Here is a 16,180-nt window from a genome sequence, read left to right as displayed (position 1 = left end):
TCTCCCGGGGAGCCCCCATGATACGCGCATAATTGCCTCATGGAAACCAAAAAACATGCTGGTCGGCTATTGAATTTCGCTATGGGCGCGGCCCCGGAGGCCGAACCGGCAAGTTTGCCGGTCGGGCTGCGTCCGGGCGCTGCGACCAGGTGCGCGGCATCAGCCGCGCGCGTTCCATGCCTTCCAAAAACAGGTTTTGCACGGGCGTCGCCAAGTACGGGAGTGTCATGGCGATGACCAGCAAACCTACACCTAAAGTAATCGGAAACCCGATGCCAAACAAATTCAGTTGCGGCGCCGCGCGGGTCAAGATGCCCAGCGCAACGTTGGTAATCAGTAAAGCGGCGACGATGGGCAGCGACAGCTGCACACCGGTGCTGAATATCTTGCCGCCCCAGTCGGCCAGCTGCTTGAAGCCGCCGCCATAGACCGGCGCGGCCGACACCGGCAGCGTGTAAAAACTTTCCACCAGCACCGACAGCAACACCAGGTGGGCGTTCACCGCCAGGAACGTCATGGTCGCCACCAGCGCCAGGAACTGGCTGATCGCCGAGGAGCGGCCCTGGGTGTTGGGGTCGAAAAACGTCGCGAACCCCAGGCCCATGGTCAAACTGGAGATTTCTCCCGCCATCTCCACCGCCGCGAACACGATGCGGATACTGAAGCCCATCGCCAGCCCGATCAGCATCTCCTGCGCCAGGATCAGCAGCCCGGCCAGCGACGTCGGATCCGAGCCCGGCAGGAGCGGCACGGCCGGCGCCACCACCATGGCCAGCAGCACGCCCAGGCTGAGCTTGACCGTGGCCGGCACGCTGGAATTGCCGAACAGCGGCGCTGCCGCCAGCAGCCCCAGGATGCGCGTGAGCGGCCACAACAAACCCGCGATCCACAGATTGATATCGGCAGTGGAGAACGAAATCATGAGGCGTTTTCCCTATTTATTTCCACCGAGCATCAACCTTCTTATTTTAAGTCAATTTCTTATTGAATCGTAAATTGTTACATCTTGGCAAAATATCTAGCCGACCAGGCCGGGGATGCCGCCGAACACTTCGCGCATGTAGTCGAGCATGACCGACAGCATCCACGGCCCGGCCACCACCAGCGCCACGAAGATGCCGACCAGCTTGGGGATGAAGGACAGCGTCGCCTCGTTGATCTGGGTGGCGGCCTGGAAGATGCTGACCACCAGGCCGATGATCAGCGCCACCAGCAGCATCGGGGCGGCGATCATCAAGGTCACCTCCATGGCGTGGCGGCCCATGGTCATCACACTTTCCGGTGTCATGGCGCTCTCCTAGTAAAAACTCTGGGCCAGCGAACCGAGCAAGAGTTGCCAGCCGTCCACCAGCACGAACAGCATCAGCTTGAACGGCAGCGAGATCACGGCCGGCGACATCATCATCATCCCCATCGACATCAGTACAGAGGCGACCACCATGTCGATAATCAGAAATGGAATAAAGATGGCGAAGCCGATCTGGAACGCGGTTTTCAGTTCGCTGGTGACGAAAGCCGGCACCAGGATGCGCAGCGGCACGTCTTCCGGCCCTTGCAGCGCAGGGCTGCGCGACAATTTGACGAACAAGGCCAGGTCGGCCTGCCGGGTTTGCTTCATCATGAAAGTTTTTAGTGGTGCCGCGCCCTTGTCCATGGCCGCGCTCATGTTGATCTTGTTTTCCTGCAGCGGCAGGTAGGCCTCGGTGTAGATCTTGTCGAAGGTGGGGCCCATGACGAACAAGGTCAGGAACAGCGCCAGCCCGACCATCACCTGGTTGGGCGGCGCCGACTGCGTGCCCAGCGCCTGGCGCAGCAGCGACAGCACGATGATGATGCGGGTGAAGCTGGTCATCAACAACAGCGCCGCCGGGATGAAGGTCAGCGCCGTCATCAGCAGCATGGTCTGGATCGGCAGCGTGTAGCTGGTGCCGCCGCCCGGCGCCGGCGCGGCGTTGAAGGCCGGGATGCCGATGCTGGAATCGGCGCCGGCCGCGAGCGGCAGCGCCAGCGCGGCCAGCATCAACAGGGATTTGACGGCCGTAGCCTGGGTGATGCCGGCCTGCTTATTTGCCATTGCGCTTGTCTATCGTTTGTTTGAACCACTCGGCGAAGTTGGCGGTCGGCAGCGCGGCGGTGGTGGCCGCGACGCTGCTTTCCTGGCGCGGCATGGTGGCCAGCGCGTTCATGCGGCCCGGCGAGGCGCCGACCACGATCCATTGTTCGCCCACTTCCACCACCAGGATGCGCTCGCGCGTGCCGACGCTGAGCGCGCCGACCAGCTTGATGTTGCTGTTGCCGCCGCCAAAGTTCTTGGGGCCGTAGCGCTTCAGGAACCAGGCCAGGCCGACCAGCAGGGCCAGCACGAACATCAGCGCGAAGGTGGTCTGCAGCAGGCCGCCGCCGGCCGAGGTGGCCGCCGTTTGCGGGGTGGGGATGGTCATCGCCAGCGGGCCGGGGGCGGCGGGGGGCGCCGTCGCCGCGGTAGCCGCCGGCGCCGGCGCCGCAGCAGGCACGTCAGCCGGGGCGCTGGCAGCGGTGGCTGCCGTTGCCGTGGCGGCCGCTGCGGCGGCAGGCGCTTGGGCGGCCGGCGGCGTTGCCGTGGCAGCAGCCGGTGCGCCGGCCGCATGCTGGCCGCCGATGGTGCCCGACACGCTGCGCTGGGCCATTGCAGGCGCGGCGGCCAAGGCCGCCGCGAGGATCAGAGCCAAGGTCAGTCGGTGCGTCATTTATTCAGTTTTCGGATACGTTCGGACGGCGTGATGATGTCGGTCAGGCGGATACCGAACTTGTCGTTCACCACCACCACCTCGCCCTGGGCGATCAGGCAGCCGTTGACCAGCACGTCCATCGGCTCGCCGGCCAGGCCGTCCAGCTCCACCACCGAGCCCTGCGCCAGTTGCAGCAGGTTCTTGATGGCGATCTTGGTGCGGCCCAGTTCGACCGTCAGCTGGACCGGGATATCGAGGATGAAGTCGATGTCGTTATGGGTTTCGGTCTTGCTCGGCGTGCTGGAAAAATCCGTGAACACGGCGGCGCTGGCCGCCTGCGACTGCTGTTTCTCCAACGCGGCCGCTTCCGCCTGGGCTTGCTCGGCAATGGCCGCGCCCCACGGATCGTCGTCCATCGTATCGTCTTGATTATCCGACATGCTTCTCTCCTGTATTGCGGTCGCCGGCAGCGGTTGCGCCGGTGTTATTTGATGTTATCGGCATTGGCCAGCAATTTCTCCACCTTGAGCGCGTATTGTCCGTTCATCACGCCATAGCTGCAATCCATGACCGGCACGCCGTCGACCGTGGCCGACAGCAGTTCCGGGATGGTCAGCGGGATGATGTCGCCCACGCGCATATTGAGGATCTCGTCGAAATTGACCTTGGCCGTGCCCAGCGAGGCGACGATCTCCACCTCGGCGATCTGGATCTGCTGCGTCATCAGGCGGATCCAGCGCTTGTCCACTTCCAGCGCCTCGCCCTGCAGGCTGGAGGTCAGCGAATCGCGGATCGGCTCGATCATCGAGTACGGCATGCAGAAGTGGATCTGGCCCGACACCGAACCGAGCTCCACCGTGAAGGTGGACGCCACCACCACCTCGTTCGGGGTGGCGATGTTGGCGAACTGGGTATTCATTTCCGAACGGATGTACTCGAACTCGACCGGATAGACCGGTTCCCACGACTTGGTGTAGGCCTCGAACACGATGTCCAGGATGCGCAGGATGATGCGCTGCTCGGTCTGGGTAAAGTCGCGGCCCTCGACGCGGGTGTGGAAACGGCCGTCGCCGCCGAACAGATTGTCCACCAGCAGGAACACCAGGCCCGGATCGAACACCATCAGCGCGGTGCCGCGCAGCGGCTTCATGTGCACCAGGTTGAGGTTGGTCGGCACCACCAGGTTGCGGATGAACTCGGAATACTTGGAGACCCGCACCGAACCGACCGAGACTTCGGCGCTGCGGCGCAGGAAGTTGAACAGGCCGACCCGCAACAGGCGGGCGAAGCGCTCGTTGATAATCTCCAGCGTCGGCATGCGCCCACGGACGATACGTTCCTGGGTGGCCAGGTTATACGTTCGTACTCCCGCGACGTCTTCCTGCGCCTGGACGTCGTCCTGGTCGCCGTTGACGCCCTTCAGCAGGGCATCGACTTCTTCCTGGGAGAGAAAATTATCAGCCATGACGTTCTACTTACTGAATGATAAACGAGGTGAACAGCACATCTTCGATGTCCTGTGACGAGCCGCGGTCTTCGAACGGTTCCTTGAGCTGGGTAATGATTTCCTTGGCCAGCTGGACCTTGCCTTCCGGCGTATTGATGTCCATGGCGCGCTTGCTCGACAGCAGCAGCAGCATGCGGCTGCGCACCTTGGCCATATTGTTCTTGACGTTTTCCTTCTCCTCCAGCCCGCCCACTTCCAGCGTGAAGGCGATTTGCAGGTACTGGTCGCCGCCGTTGTCGCCCGGCTGCAGGTTGACCGTGAACGGCTCGACCGGCACGTATTCCGGCGGACCGGCCTTGACCTTCTTGGCGTTCTTGCCCTTGCTCTTGACCGGCGCTTCTTCCTCGCCGGCGTCGGCCTTGCCATGCAAGAAGAACCAGGCCGCACCACCGCCGGCCGCGCCCAAGAGCAGGACCACCGCCAGGATGATGATGATCAGTTTTTTGCTGCCGCCGCCGCTAGGGGCTGCTTCAACTTTCTGATCGGCTTTCATTTTTGGGTTCGCTTTCAAAATTGCCCTTGCAAGGTGCGGAAGTGGATCATGACGCCATTATGTCATTATCGCTTGGGACTGCGGCAGTGCATACGTCGAAAAGAAGGGCGATCCGGGCACTGCTTGAGGTTTCCGTAGTGAAACAAACAACAAAACCGGGAGGCAGGGTGGCCGATCCCGGTTTTTGTCGCGGCCGCGGCGCGATCAGGCGAAGGTGTCGACCGCGCCGGCCGGCACGCGGCGCGCCGGCGGGGCGCTGCGCGGCGCCTCGATCGCGCCGCCGCTGTCGCCGGCCAGGCTGGCGCCGGAACGGTGGCCGCCGCCGCTCTGCGCCGAGCTGGCCTGCTGGTTAAAACCGTTGTTCTGGTTGGACATGCCGGCCGAGACGGTGGCGTTGCCCAGCTGGATGCCGGCCTCGCTCATCATTTCGCGCAGCTTGGGCATGGCCGCTTCCAGCGCCTGGCGCACTTCCGGCTGGGCCGAGCTGAAGGCGGCGGTGGCCTGGTCCTTGTTGATGCTCAGCACCACTTGCAGCGGGCCGAGGTCGGGCGGATTCAATTCCATGGTGGCGCTCTGCTCGCCGCCTGCGGCCATGAAGATGATCTTCTGCCCCAGTTGCTGATCCCAGGCCTGGCTGCCGACACGGCTGCTGAGCTTGTCCGTCGGCACGGCGCTGACGGCGGTCTTGGCCGCTTCCAGCGCCGCTTGCGCGCCAGGCGCGATGGTGATGGCCGGGGCGGCTTCCTTGAGCACCGGCGCCGCTTCGGCCGGTTGCGTGGTCTTGCCGCTGAACACGGGTTGCAGCGGATCGGACTGGCGCGGCGTGGCGCGGGCCACCTGGTCCGCCTGCTCCATGCCGGGACCGACCTTGATCGGGGCGGCCGGTTCGGCCGGGGCGGCTGGCGCGGCGTCGCTGGTGTCGGACAGGGTGTCGATGACCGGGCCGTCGGGTATGGCGCTGACCGGCTTGCTGTCGGCCGTCACCGGCTTGGCCGGGGCAGGGCTGGCGGCAACGACGGTGGCGGCGGCCGTGGTGCTGGCGGCGGAGGCGGCCTTGGCGGCTGCCGCGGCGGCGTCGGCGGCCGCATCGACGGTGCTTTGGGCGGTCGAGCCGGCTTTCGCCAAGGCGGCCTTGAAATCGGCGGCCGCATCGGTGTCGGCGCCGCTCTGGGCGGTTTTCGACGTATCGGTGGCCAGCGTGGCGGCGGCCTGCGCGGCGGTGGCGGGCAGGGCGGCGGCCGCGTTGGCGCTCACCGCGGTGCTGGCCTCGTCGCTGGCGGCGCCTGCGGCGGTTGCCGAGGTCGCCGCGGCGGCGGCGGCCACGGCGGCGGCGGCGGCCTGGGCGGCCAGGTCGGCGGCGCTCACGGCGGCGTTGGCTGCCGAGGTGTCGGCTGCGCTGACGACCGGCGCGGCCACCGGCGTTGCCGGCTGGTTGAAGGCGGCCACCAGGGCCAGCATGTCGGCCACCGGATCGGCCTGGGCGGCGGCCTGGGCGTCGCTGGCGGCGCTATCGGCGCTGTCGTCGGCGCTGGCGCTGCTGTCCTTGGCAGGGGTCTTGGCCGGCGCCGGCGCGGCGGGCGCGGCCTGGGTGTCGTTCCTGGCGACGGCCTGGTTGTTGTCGGCCGCATCGGCTTGCTGGTTTTGCGGCTGGGTCGGCTTGGCCTGCTGCGCCTGCTTGGGCGCGGACGGGCGCGAGGCGGCAGGGCGCTCGGGCGCCTTGGCGCCGAGGTTGGGGCTGGTGTTGGCGTTGCCGGCGTTGGCCTGGCGCTGGTCCATCTCGCGCGACAGCGCGCGCTGGAAGGTATTGTCGGCGCCGCCGGCATTCAGATTCAGGTTCACCTTGGGCGCCGCCACTGCGTTGGCGTTCAGGGTAGGAATTTGGAGATTCTGGGTTTGCATGATGGCGCCGTGTCGGTTGGTTGCGTCTAAATGGGTCAGCGTTTGTAGTGGGCCTGCCGTGCTGCGTGTTCGTCCATCTGCTTCTGGTCGCGCTTGTTTTCCAGCTTGAGCGCTTCGGCCGCCGCCCGGTCGTTCAGGGTGGAGTAGGACATGCGCTTGCGTTCGCTGGCCTGCCACGCGGCCTTTTCCTGCTCGCCGCGGTATTCCGCGTGCTTGATCATGTCCAGCTGGCCCTTGACCGCCACCTCCAGCTTTTCCATGAAGGCCTGGAAATTGCGGTAAGCCATGGGCGTGATGCCGGCCGCCTGCGCCGTCTCGAAGCGTTTCGCATACTCGTCGCGATAGCCGACCAGCATCTGGTGCTTTTGCTTGGCTTCGTCGACGGCCTTGAGCGCCGTGCCCAGCCGCTTGGCGGCATCGTCGGACTCCCGGCGCGCCAGGTCCATCAGTGTTTCAAGTTGCGCTTTGGAAGCCATGGTGACTCAATTATAGGTGGCTGTTGTCAGCGCCCATCAGTCGAATAGAGAGGTAAGTTGGGCCAAGCTCTCGCCCATGGTCACCCGTTCGCTGATTTGCTGCTGGAGGAAATTCTCTATCCGGTCATGCAACTGGATGGCCTGGTCGAGCACCGGATCGCTGCCCGGCGCATAGGCGCCGACGCTGATCAGGTCGCGGCTGCGCTCGTAGCGCGAGAACAGCTGCTTCAGGTGGCGCGAGCGGGTCTGGTGCTCGGGCGAGGTGATCGAGTGCATGGCCCGGCTGATCGACTGTTCGATGTCGATCGCGGGGTAGTGGCCGGCTTCCGCCAGGCGGCGGTTGAGCACGATGTGGCCGTCGAGAATGGCGCGCGCGGCGTCGGCGATCGGGTCCTGCTGGTCGTCGCCCTCGGTCAGCACGGTGTAGAAGGCGGTGATCGAGCCGCCGCCCATTTCGCCGTTGCCGGCGCGTTCGACCAGGATCGGCAGCTTGGCGAACACCGACGGCGGATAGCCCTTGGTGGCCGGCGGTTCGCCGATGGCCAGCGCGATTTCGCGTTGCGCCATGGCGTAGCGGGTCAGCGAATCCATGATCAGCAGCACGTTCTGGCCCTGGTCGCGGAAGTGCTCGGCGATCGCGGTGGCGTAGGCCGCGCCCTGCAGGCGCATCAGCGGCGGCGTGTCGGCCGGGGCCGCCACGACGACCGAGCGGGCCAGGCCATCCTCGCCCAGGATCTGCTCGATGAATTCCTTGACCTCGCGTCCCCGTTCGCCGATCAGGCCGACCACGATGACGTCGGCCTCGGTGTAGCGCGCCATCATGCCCAGCAGCACAGACTTGCCGACGCCCGAGCCGGCGAACAGGCCCATGCGCTGGCCGCGGCCGACGGTCAGCATGGCGTTGATCGAGCGCACGCCGACGTCCAGCGTTTCGGTGATCGGCGCGCGGCCCAGCGGGTTGGCGGGGCGGGTGTTGATCGGCGCGCTGTCGGAGGCGTGCAGCGGGCCCAGGCTGTCGAGCGGGCGGCCGGCGCCGTCCAGCACGCGGCCCAGCAGTTCGGGGCCGACCGGCAGGTGGCGCGCGCGGTCGCTGGGGCGGCGGCGCGGATGGTTGACGCTGCCGGGACGGGGAATGGCCGGCTCGACCGGGAACACCCGGGTGCCGGGCACCACGCCTTCGACATCGCTTTGCGGCATCAGGAACAGCTTGTCGCCCTCGAAACCGACCACTTCGGCCTCGATCTTGCCGCCGGACGGCAGCGGCACGGTGCAGGCGGCGCCCACGGCCAGGCGCAGGCCGACCGCTTCCATCACCAGCCCGGCCACGCGCGTGACGCGGCCCGACACCTGCATCGGCTCGACAAAGCCGACCAGCGCGCCGCAATCGTGCAGATAGGACTTCCAGCGGCCGGCATGCGGGCTGGCCGGGGCGGAGGCGGGTGGGAGGGGCGGGACGGCGGCGTCCATGTCAGGCCAGCCAGTCCACTTCTTTGCCGAGCGCGTGGCTCAGGCGCTGCCAGCGGGCGGCGGCGGTGGCGTCGATCTGGTTGCTGGCGGTATCGACCTTGCAGCCGCCGCGGCCGACCTGCGGGTCTTCGACCACGCGCCAGCCGCCCTTGTCGAGCTCCTCGCCGATGCCGCCGCGCACCACGGCGGCGTCGTCCGGGTGCAGCACCAGCAGCGCCGGCTGTTGCAGCACCGGCAGGTATTCGATGGCTTCGCGCACGATCGGCAGGATCAGTTCGGGCTTGACCTGCAGCGCGTTTTTCAGCATGCCCTTGGCCAGTTGCAGGGCCAGTTCCAGCACGTCGCTGGCGATCAGCTGGTCGGCGTCCTGCAGCGAGGTGGTGAAGTTGGCGGCCAGGCTGCGCAGGTGTTCCAGCTCATCGGCCGTGACCAGCTTGCCGGCCTCGATGGCGTCGGCGTGGCCGGCCGCGTGGCCTTCGTCGTAGCCGTCCTTGCGGGCTTCCTCGCGGATCGCTTCCAGTTCTTCAACGGTGGGGTAGTCCATCGGCGGCGGCAGCGGCGGGCCCATTTCCAGCGCCTCCTGCTGTTCCTGCAGCGCATCTTGCACGCGCTGCTCGGCGTCCAGCTGGGCCTGTTCGGCGTCGCGCAGGCGCTGCTCGGCTTCGCGCTGCGCGATCACCCGGGGACGCTCGTCGCCAAACGAGGTCATCTCCCAGCGCTGGAAGGCCGATTGCTGTTCTTTTGGTAGCAGAGACATTAGACGAAGGAATCCTCACCTTTGCCGCCCAGCACGATCTGGCCTTCGTCGGCCAGGCGGCGGACGATTTGCAGGATCTGCTTCTGCTGGGTTTCCACTTCGGACAGGCGCACCGGGCCTTTCGATTCCAGGTCCTCGCGCATCATTTCCGAGGCACGGGCCGACATGTTCTTGAAGATCTTGTCGCGCAGTTCCTGCGACGCGCCCTTCAAGGCGATGATCAGCATTTCCGACTGCACTTCGCGCAGCAGCAGCTGGATGCCGCGGTCGTCGATATCGATCAGGTTGTCGAACACGAACATCTCGTCCATGATCTTCTGCGCCATGTCGTTGTCGTAGTTCTTGATGTTGTCCATCACCGAGCCTTCCTGCTCGCCCGACATGAAGTTGAGGATCTCGGCCGCCGCGCGCACGCCGCCCAGCGACGATTTCTTGATGTTCTCGTTGCCCGACAGCAGCTTGGTGAGCACGTCGTTCAGCTCGCGCAGCGCGGCCGGCTGCACGCCGTCCAGGGTGGCGATGCGCAGCACCACGTCGTTGCGCAGGCGGTCGGTGAAGTGGCCGAGGATTTCGCAGGCCTGGTCGCGCTCCAGGTGGACCAGGATGGTGGCGATGATCTGCGGGTGTTCGTTGCGGATCAGCTCGGCCACGGATTGCGAATCCATCCACTTCAGCGATTCGATGCCGGACGCGTCCTTGCCGCCCAGGATGCGCGACAGCAGCACCGAGGCCTTGTCGTCGCCCAGCGCCTTGGTCAGCACCTGGCGGATGTACTCGTCCGAATCCAGGCCCACGGTGGAGGCGGCCGCGACCATGTCGCGGAAGTTGTCCAAGGTGCCCACCACTTCCTCGTGCGGCACGTTCTTCATGGTCGCCATGGCGGCGCCCAGCTTGAGCACTTCGCGCGGGCCGAGGAACTTCATCACCTCGGCGGCCTCGCTCTCGCCCATGGCCAGCATCAGGATGGCGGCCTTTTGCAGTCCGGTATTCTCAGTCATTTGCGCCTATCCATTCTTTGATCACGTTGGCAACGATGCGCGGATCTTCGGTGGCCAGTTTCTTGGCCATGGCCAGATTTTCGCGGTAGGAGCGCACGGTGTTTTCTTCCATCTTGCGCAATTCTTCTTCGGCGATGAGGGCCGCGTCCGGGCCTTCCTCGACCACTTCCTCCGGCTCTTCCGGTTCCGGCTCCGGCGCGTTGATCTCGTCGATCTTCTTGAACACCGGGCGCATCATCGGCTTGACGATGCGCAGCACGATGTACAGCAGGATCAGCGCGGTGATCAGGAACTTCGCCAGATCCTTGGCCATCGGCAAGTTGGCCGGATCGCGCCACCATTCCGGCGGCGCTTCGAACGGCTTGTCGACGCCGTCGAACGGCGAATTGGCCACGCTGACGGCGTCGCCGCGGTCCTGGTTGTAGCCCATGGCCTGCTTGACCAGGTCGTTGATCTTGACCATCTCTTCAGGAGTATAGGCCTTGATGGTGACTTTGCCATCCTTGCCGACGATGCGTTTGTAATTGACCACCACCGCCACCGTCATGCGGCGCAGGCCGCCCATGCCGCGCTGCTCGTAGCGCACGGTCTTGTCGACTTCGTAGTTGGTGGTCGATTCCTTGTGGTTGGGGCCGTTGGCCGTGGTGCTGGCGGCGGCGCCCGGCGGCGTGCCCGGCGCCGGCGCGGTGGCGGTCGGCGAGCCGGCGGTCTGGGTCAGCGGCGCGGTGGCGGTGCCCGGCGGCTGGTTCGACAGCGCGCCCGGGATGCCGCCCGGATTGGTGCTGCCGTTGTTGCCGTTGGTTTCGCTGCTCTGCTGGCTGCGGATGGCGGAGGCGGCCGGCGGCGAGTTCGGCTTGTAGGTTTCGGCCGCCTGTTCGATCTGGGCGAAATCGACGTCGGCGGTGGCCTCGGCGCGCACATTGCCTTCGCCGACGATGGGGATGATGATCGACTCGACCTGCTTGATGACCTGCAGCTGCATGTCCTTGACATACTTGAGCTGGGTCTCGTCCATGTTCTTGGCGTTGAGGCCGGCGCTGCCGTTCTTGCTCTGGTCGGAAATCAGGTTGCCGGCCTGGTCGATGACGCTGACGTTGGCCGGCAGCAGTTCCGGCACGCTGGAGGCGACCAGGTGCACGATGGCGGCGGTCTGGGACGGATCGAGCTGGCGGTTCGGGTGCAGGGTGACGATGACCGAGGCGGTCGGCTTTTGCTGGTCGCGCACGAACACGGACGGCTTGGGCAGCGCCAGGTGGACGCGGGCGTTCTCGATCGCCGCCAGCGACTGGATCGAGCGCGCCAGTTCGCCTTCGAGCGCGCGCTGGTAGTTGACCTGTTCCAGGAACTGGGACACGCCCAGCTTTTGGTTCTCCATCAGCTCGAAGCCGACGTTGCCGCCCTTGGGCAAGCCCTGGGCCGCCAGTTTCAGGCGGATGTCGTGCACCTGCTCGGTCGGCACCAGGATGGCGGTGCCGTTTTCGGAAAACTTGTGCTTGACGTTGAGCTTGTCCAGCTCGGCCGTGATGGCGCCGCCGTCGCGGTCGGTGAAGTTGGAGAACAGCACGCCGTAGTCGGGCGGCTTGTTCCACAGCCACAGGCCGAGCAGGATGGCGGCGATGGCCGCCGCGCCGGCTGCGCGCAGGAAATTGCGGCCCATCGGCGTCTGGATGAAGGGCAGTTTCTCGGCTCCGTCATCCGCGGCGTCGGCTGCTGTGTCGTTGTCGATAGTTTCGGCTACGGCCATGATGGTTGGTTTCCGGTGCGAGGTTCTAGAGAGGATGAGCCATTATCGCCTGATTGCGGGCAAATCAATCGGCCAAACAGAGCGCCGTTTACGGTCCTGCTCGGCCATGGGAACTGGCCTTGCTCTTGGTATTCTGGCAGCACTGAGAGAGCCGTGCCGTATTGTAACGCCGCGCTCGGCTGTGCCGTGGGAATTTATTCCATGGCAGCAACAAGATGGAGAGTGAAATGAAGACAGGTGGAATAGACGGCAGCCAGATCCAGGCCATGATCGCCCAATTGAAGGCGCACGCCACGCGTCCGGGGCTGACGCCGCCGGTGATCAAGACCGAGGCGCCGGCGGCGACCAGGGTGGAGTTTTCCGACGCGCTGAAAAACGCGCTCGACGGCGTCAACACCAGCCAGGTGCAGGCCGACGACATGGGCAAGAAATTCGCGATGGGCGACGACAGCGTCAACCTGTCGGACATGATGATCTCGATGCAGAAGGCCAGCATCAACTTCCAGGCCACCATCCAGGTGCGCAACAAGCTGGTGTCGGCCTATCACGACATCATGAACATGCAGGTATAAGAAAAGCGGGGTTAAATCAGGCCGGCGATGCGGGCGTTGCGTTCCCGCTCCAGCTTGGTGATGTAGCGTTGCACGTAGGACAGCATGCCGCGCGAGATGTTGACGAATTCGCAGCCCAGGCGGCGGTTGGTCTTGTTGTTGAGCAGCGTCAGGTCCAGCGAGTTGCGGATCTGTAGCGAGGTCGCCACCTGGCCCACTTCCGGCAGGTCGATCTTGCAATCGAGGTAGTTGCGGCCGATGGCGTCGCCCAGGATCATCTTGTTGTCCAGGATGGCGATGCCGCCGCAGCTGATGTCGGCCAGCGGGAAGGTGGTGCTGCCGCCCAGCTCCTCCGGCAGCGGGATCAGCACCCGCACCGGATTGGTCACCGGCGTCGAAATCCTGTAGTACTCGCGCCGCTGCAGGCGGATCAGCGACGGCGGCACGACGATCTTGAACGCCGGACTGCCTTCAAAGGTCGCCGTTTCGATGCGGTCGGCGCCAAACAGGATGCGCACCTTGTCCAGCGTGGTCTCGAACGACAACCGGCGCGAGGCCAGGATGCGCTTGTTCTGCTCGCGGTCGATCGAACAATCCAGGTAGACCGCGCTGTGCTGCTCGTCCACGTCCAGGATCGAGGTCACGCAGACGTCGGATTCGCCATGGATCAACATGCGGATCAACTGATTCTTTTCGCCGATACCGCGCAGCAAGGAGATGATCTCCTTCCGTGATTCGACTTCAAAATCGTGCCAGTTTTCCAATTCCGCATCCTGAAAGTGTGGGTACATCGCTGCCGTTCGCGTCAAATTTCTGTAAGGGGGATGCTGGTGTCCGGCGCAGCTGGAAGCGGCAATCCAGACTTTTGCGCTGATTCAATATGATATAGCCACGCTAATAGTTCCGCAATCGTCCTATAGAGCGTCGGCGGAATTTGTTGATCTAGATCTACATCCATGAGTAGAGATACAAGCTCCTTGGACTCGTGGATGAACACGCCGGCCTCCAGCGCCACGCTGATGATCTGCTCGGCCACCAGCCCGCGGCCCTTGGCCACCACCTTGGGCGCCGGGGCGCCGTTCTCATAGGTCAGGGCCACCGCCTGCTGCAGCGGACGGCGCCGCAGGTCGTCGGTCATGGCGATTCCTGGGCGATGGTCAGCGAGGACAGCGGCGTGCCGGCCGCCTCCATCGCCTGCTCCAGCACGCTGGCGTAGGCGCGCAGGGTGTCGGCGCTGTCGCCGTCGTCGGCTTGCACCTGGATATGCACCTGGCCGCCGATCAGCGTCACCGCCGCCGACACCGCGCCCAGCATCGGGAAGCGGAAGCGCACGCCGCTGCGCCAGATCTGTTCGGGTTCGCCGTCGGCGCCATTGCCCTCGTCCTTGCGGCCTTGGTGCTGGTCGCGGCGGATTTCCCATTGCATCTGCTGGCCCGGCCACGCTTCGCCGTTCCATTGCACCCGGCCTTGCTCGTGGGTGTGCAGTTGCTGGTTGATCAGCTGCGCGGCGCTCAGGTCGGGACCGTTGGCGGCGGCGCGGGCGGCGCTTTCGCCGCTTTGCAGCATGCGCTGCATCTGCGGCTCGCGCATCAGCTCGGGCAGGGTGCGCTCGCCCTTGACCCATTCGGTGACATGGGATTCGTAGAACAGGCCGCTCTGCGAGATGGTGTCCTGCAGCTTCAGCGCCAGCTGCTCGGCGGCCGGCGCGGCATTGCCGAACAGCGCGCTCTTGCCGACCAGCGCCAGTTGCGCGCCGGCGCCGCCCTGCGCCGTGCTGAGGACGGTGGTGAGCACGCGGGCGGCGTTGCTCAGCGTGGTTTGCGGCGTGCTGGGGTCGAGGTCGGGCAATTCGTTGGACGGCGTCAGCGGCGCTTTGCCGAGCAAGATGGCGGCCAGGCTTTGCGGTTTGACGCCTTCCGCCGGGAGCGCGCCGCCGGTCGCTGGCGCGGCGCTTGCGGCGCCAGCCTGGGCGGCGGCGCTGGCGCCGGCGGCATCAGCGCGAGCAGCACCGGCAGTGGCGGCACGGGCACCGGCATCGGCGGCAGCGCCGGCTGCGGCGGCCGTGCCTGGCATAGTCAGGACGGGCGTCGCTGCGTTGGCGGCGGTCGCCGGCGTGTTGGCGGGACGGCCTGCCGATGCGGCTGGGTTTTCGGCGGTTTCAGCCGCTACGGCTGCGCTGGCAGTGCCTGCCGCTGCTGCCTGCGCCGCGCCCGTCGCCGGAACTGGCGCGCCTGCCGGCGATCCTGCGGCCGCTGGCGTGCCAGGTTTGAGCTGACCAGGCAGTCCATCGACCTCGGCCGGCAAGCCCGCTGCGGCGGCGCCGGGCGTGGCCGTTTGGCCAGGCGTAGCAGCGCCAGTCGCTGGACGGGGCGTGGCCGGCGCTGCGGCCGGCGCGTCTTGCGAGGGCAGGGTGGGCGAGTACAGGCCGTCGCCGGCTTCGGCCGGCTCACTGTAGACCAGCGTGGACGAGCTGCCGGGGCTGTTATTGCCGAGCTGGAAAGTGGGGCGGGGCTGGGCGGTCAGCACGGTCAGCGGCACTTCGGCGCCGACCTGCACTTCCGGCGGCAGCATCATGCGCACCGCGTTGTCGGCCACCTTGACCAGGAAGCTGCCGTCGTTGAACTTGGACAGCACCTCGGCCGTGACCGACTGGCCGACCAGGCTTTGCAGCGCCCGCTGGAAGGCCGCCTGGCGGCCGTCGCCGACCGGCGCGACGCCGCCAACCTCGGCTGCCGGACCGACCGGCAGGATGGTGATCATGGGCGGCAACATGGCGCGCCCCTGCTTTAGACGCTGCCGTAGGCGTTGACGACGCGCCGTTCAGTGCCGGTGGAATTGATCAGTTTGGACAGTTGCGCCATCCACGGCATGGTCAGGTCGCGGATCTGGCGGTCGGCGTTGAGCATCTGGTGGATCAGGCTGATCTTGCGTTCGCGCTCGGCGCCCTGCATCGGCTGCGCCGGTTCCTGTTCGCGCAGCGCCTGCACGTGGGCGGCGCAGCGCTGTTCCAGCAGGACCAGCTGGTCCCAGTCGCTGTTGGTGGCGGCCTGCACCATCTGTTCGGTCAGCTCGGCCATGGCGGCGTACACGGATAAAATGTCTTGACTCGTCATCATGGATCAGGCGCTCGCGAGATTGGTGGGGCGGATGCCGGTGGCGGCAGGGGTGTCGGCGATCGCATTCCAGGCGTCGCGCAACTCGGTCAGCAGGCGCTGCACTTCTTCCAGGATGGCTGGATCGTTGTTCATATTGGCCGTCAGCAGGCGCGCGCTCATGTATTCGTACAGCGCGTCCAGGCCCTCGGCGATCTCGCCGCCGGCATTCTTGTCGAGCGCGGCGCGCAGGCCGCTGTCGATGATCATGATGGCCTTGGAGATCGATTTGCCTTTCTCAGCGATGTCGCCATTGCGCATGCCGTTGAGCGCACTGTTCAGCGCCACCAGGGCGCCATCGAACAACATGACGATCAGCTTGTGGGGACTGGCGGCGACCACGCCGGTTTCCATGCCAACCTTGGCATAGGCGCTTACGCCAGTTTGTCGCGATCCGAACATACTCTGTCTCCTGTTAAAGCGTTAGC

At 65.7% G+C, this 16,180-nt stretch carries 19 protein-coding genes; 1 reads left to right on the top strand and 18 read right to left on the bottom strand.

Features of this window, described 5'->3' with window-relative positions; genetic code table 11:
- Positions 1–79: 79 nt before the first annotated feature.
- The 13 genes from fliR to fliF form a co-directional block, all read right to left on the bottom strand.
- Positions 80–922 carry a flagellar biosynthetic protein FliR gene (gene fliR / locus AC07OK_RS16610; protein WP_494691355.1) on the bottom strand — a complete coding sequence of 281 codons (843 nt, stop codon included), beginning with the start codon at positions 920–922 and terminating at the stop codon, positions 80–82.
- A gap of 96 nt (positions 923–1,018) precedes the next feature.
- The gene (gene fliQ / locus AC07OK_RS16605; protein ID WP_008451355.1) at positions 1,019–1,288 is read right to left on the bottom strand and encodes a flagellar biosynthesis protein FliQ; all 270 of its coding nucleotides are present in this window, start codon (positions 1,286–1,288) and stop codon (positions 1,019–1,021) included.
- A 9-nt stretch (positions 1,289–1,297) separates the two neighbouring features.
- The gene (gene fliP, locus AC07OK_RS16600; RefSeq protein ID WP_494691354.1) at positions 1,298–2,074 is read right to left on the bottom strand and encodes a flagellar type III secretion system pore protein FliP; all 777 of its coding nucleotides are present in this window, start codon (positions 2,072–2,074) and stop codon (positions 1,298–1,300) included.
- Positions 2,064–2,726: a flagellar biosynthetic protein FliO gene (gene fliO / locus AC07OK_RS16595; protein ID WP_494691353.1), complete on the bottom strand. Its 663-nt coding sequence runs from the start codon at positions 2,724–2,726 to the stop codon at positions 2,064–2,066. Before fliO ends, fliP begins: the two co-directional genes overlap by 11 nt.
- A complete protein-coding gene (gene fliN / locus AC07OK_RS16590; protein WP_026334169.1) occupies positions 2,723–3,148 on the bottom strand; it encodes a flagellar motor switch protein FliN in 426 nt (141 codons plus the stop codon). Before fliN ends, fliO begins: the two co-directional genes overlap by 4 nt.
- Positions 3,149–3,192: 44 nt before the next feature.
- The gene (gene fliM, locus AC07OK_RS16585; protein WP_008451348.1) at positions 3,193–4,173 is read right to left on the bottom strand and encodes a flagellar motor switch protein FliM; all 981 of its coding nucleotides are present in this window, start codon (positions 4,171–4,173) and stop codon (positions 3,193–3,195) included.
- Between the two features lie 10 nt (positions 4,174–4,183).
- Positions 4,184–4,708 (bottom strand): flagellar basal body-associated protein FliL, encoded by a 525-nt coding sequence (gene fliL / locus AC07OK_RS16580; RefSeq protein WP_494691352.1) that lies wholly within the window; start codon positions 4,706–4,708, stop codon positions 4,184–4,186.
- A gap of 204 nt (positions 4,709–4,912) precedes the next feature.
- Positions 4,913–6,607, bottom strand: coding sequence for a flagellar hook-length control protein FliK (locus AC07OK_RS16575; protein ID WP_494691351.1), 1,695 nt, complete (start codon positions 6,605–6,607; stop codon positions 4,913–4,915).
- Between the two features lie 35 nt (positions 6,608–6,642).
- Complete coding sequence (gene fliJ, locus AC07OK_RS16570) at positions 6,643–7,083, bottom strand: flagellar export protein FliJ (protein ID WP_494691350.1); 441 nt, start codon at positions 7,081–7,083, stop codon at positions 6,643–6,645.
- A gap of 36 nt (positions 7,084–7,119) precedes the next feature.
- Positions 7,120–8,550 carry a flagellar protein export ATPase FliI gene (gene fliI, locus AC07OK_RS16565; RefSeq protein WP_494691349.1) on the bottom strand — a complete coding sequence of 477 codons (1,431 nt, stop codon included), beginning with the start codon at positions 8,548–8,550 and terminating at the stop codon, positions 7,120–7,122.
- Position 8,551: 1 nt separating this feature from the next.
- Entirely contained in the window at positions 8,552–9,307 is a 756-nt protein-coding gene (locus tag AC07OK_RS16560; protein ID WP_494691348.1) for a flagellar assembly protein FliH, read from the bottom strand.
- The gene (gene fliG, locus AC07OK_RS16555) at positions 9,307–10,305 is read right to left on the bottom strand and encodes a flagellar motor switch protein FliG (protein ID WP_008451337.1); all 999 of its coding nucleotides are present in this window, start codon (positions 10,303–10,305) and stop codon (positions 9,307–9,309) included. The genes AC07OK_RS16560 and fliG overlap by 1 nt, the downstream gene beginning before the upstream one ends.
- Complete coding sequence (gene fliF / locus AC07OK_RS16550) at positions 10,298–12,049, bottom strand: flagellar basal-body MS-ring/collar protein FliF (RefSeq protein WP_494691347.1); 1,752 nt, start codon at positions 12,047–12,049, stop codon at positions 10,298–10,300. The genes fliG and fliF overlap by 8 nt, the downstream gene beginning before the upstream one ends.
- 227 nt (positions 12,050–12,276) lie before the next feature.
- Between fliF and fliE the strand changes: the two genes are divergently transcribed.
- Positions 12,277–12,621: a flagellar hook-basal body complex protein FliE gene (gene fliE, locus AC07OK_RS16545; protein ID WP_494691346.1), complete on the top strand. Its 345-nt coding sequence runs from the start codon at positions 12,277–12,279 to the stop codon at positions 12,619–12,621.
- 11 nt (positions 12,622–12,632) lie between these two features.
- Here fliE and AC07OK_RS16540 read toward each other — a convergent pair whose 3' ends face one another.
- From AC07OK_RS16540 to fliS, 5 genes are read right to left on the bottom strand one after another with little or no spacing between them, the layout of a single operon-like run.
- Entirely contained in the window at positions 12,633–13,391 is a 759-nt protein-coding gene (locus AC07OK_RS16540) for a flagellar brake protein (RefSeq protein ID WP_494691345.1), read from the bottom strand.
- 14 nt (positions 13,392–13,405) lie between these two features.
- A complete protein-coding gene (locus AC07OK_RS16535) occupies positions 13,406–13,738 on the bottom strand; it encodes an EscU/YscU/HrcU family type III secretion system export apparatus switch protein (protein WP_494691344.1) in 333 nt (110 codons plus the stop codon).
- On the bottom strand, positions 13,735–15,372 hold the full coding sequence (gene fliK, locus AC07OK_RS16530) for a flagellar hook-length control protein FliK (RefSeq protein ID WP_494691343.1): 1,638 nt from the start codon (positions 15,370–15,372) through the stop codon (positions 13,735–13,737). Before fliK ends, AC07OK_RS16535 begins: the two co-directional genes overlap by 4 nt.
- Positions 15,373–15,386: 14 nt before the next feature.
- The gene (locus AC07OK_RS16525) at positions 15,387–15,716 is read right to left on the bottom strand and encodes a flagellar protein FliT (RefSeq protein ID WP_494691342.1); all 330 of its coding nucleotides are present in this window, start codon (positions 15,714–15,716) and stop codon (positions 15,387–15,389) included.
- 3 nt (positions 15,717–15,719) lie between these two features.
- Complete coding sequence (fliS, locus tag AC07OK_RS16520; protein WP_494691341.1) at positions 15,720–16,154, bottom strand: flagellar export chaperone FliS; 435 nt, start codon at positions 16,152–16,154, stop codon at positions 15,720–15,722.
- Positions 16,155–16,180 lie beyond the last annotated feature (26 nt).

The organism is Duganella sp. GW821-FHT07G03 (assembly GCF_059418605.1).
This window is presented reverse-complemented; position numbering and strand designations above follow the sequence as displayed.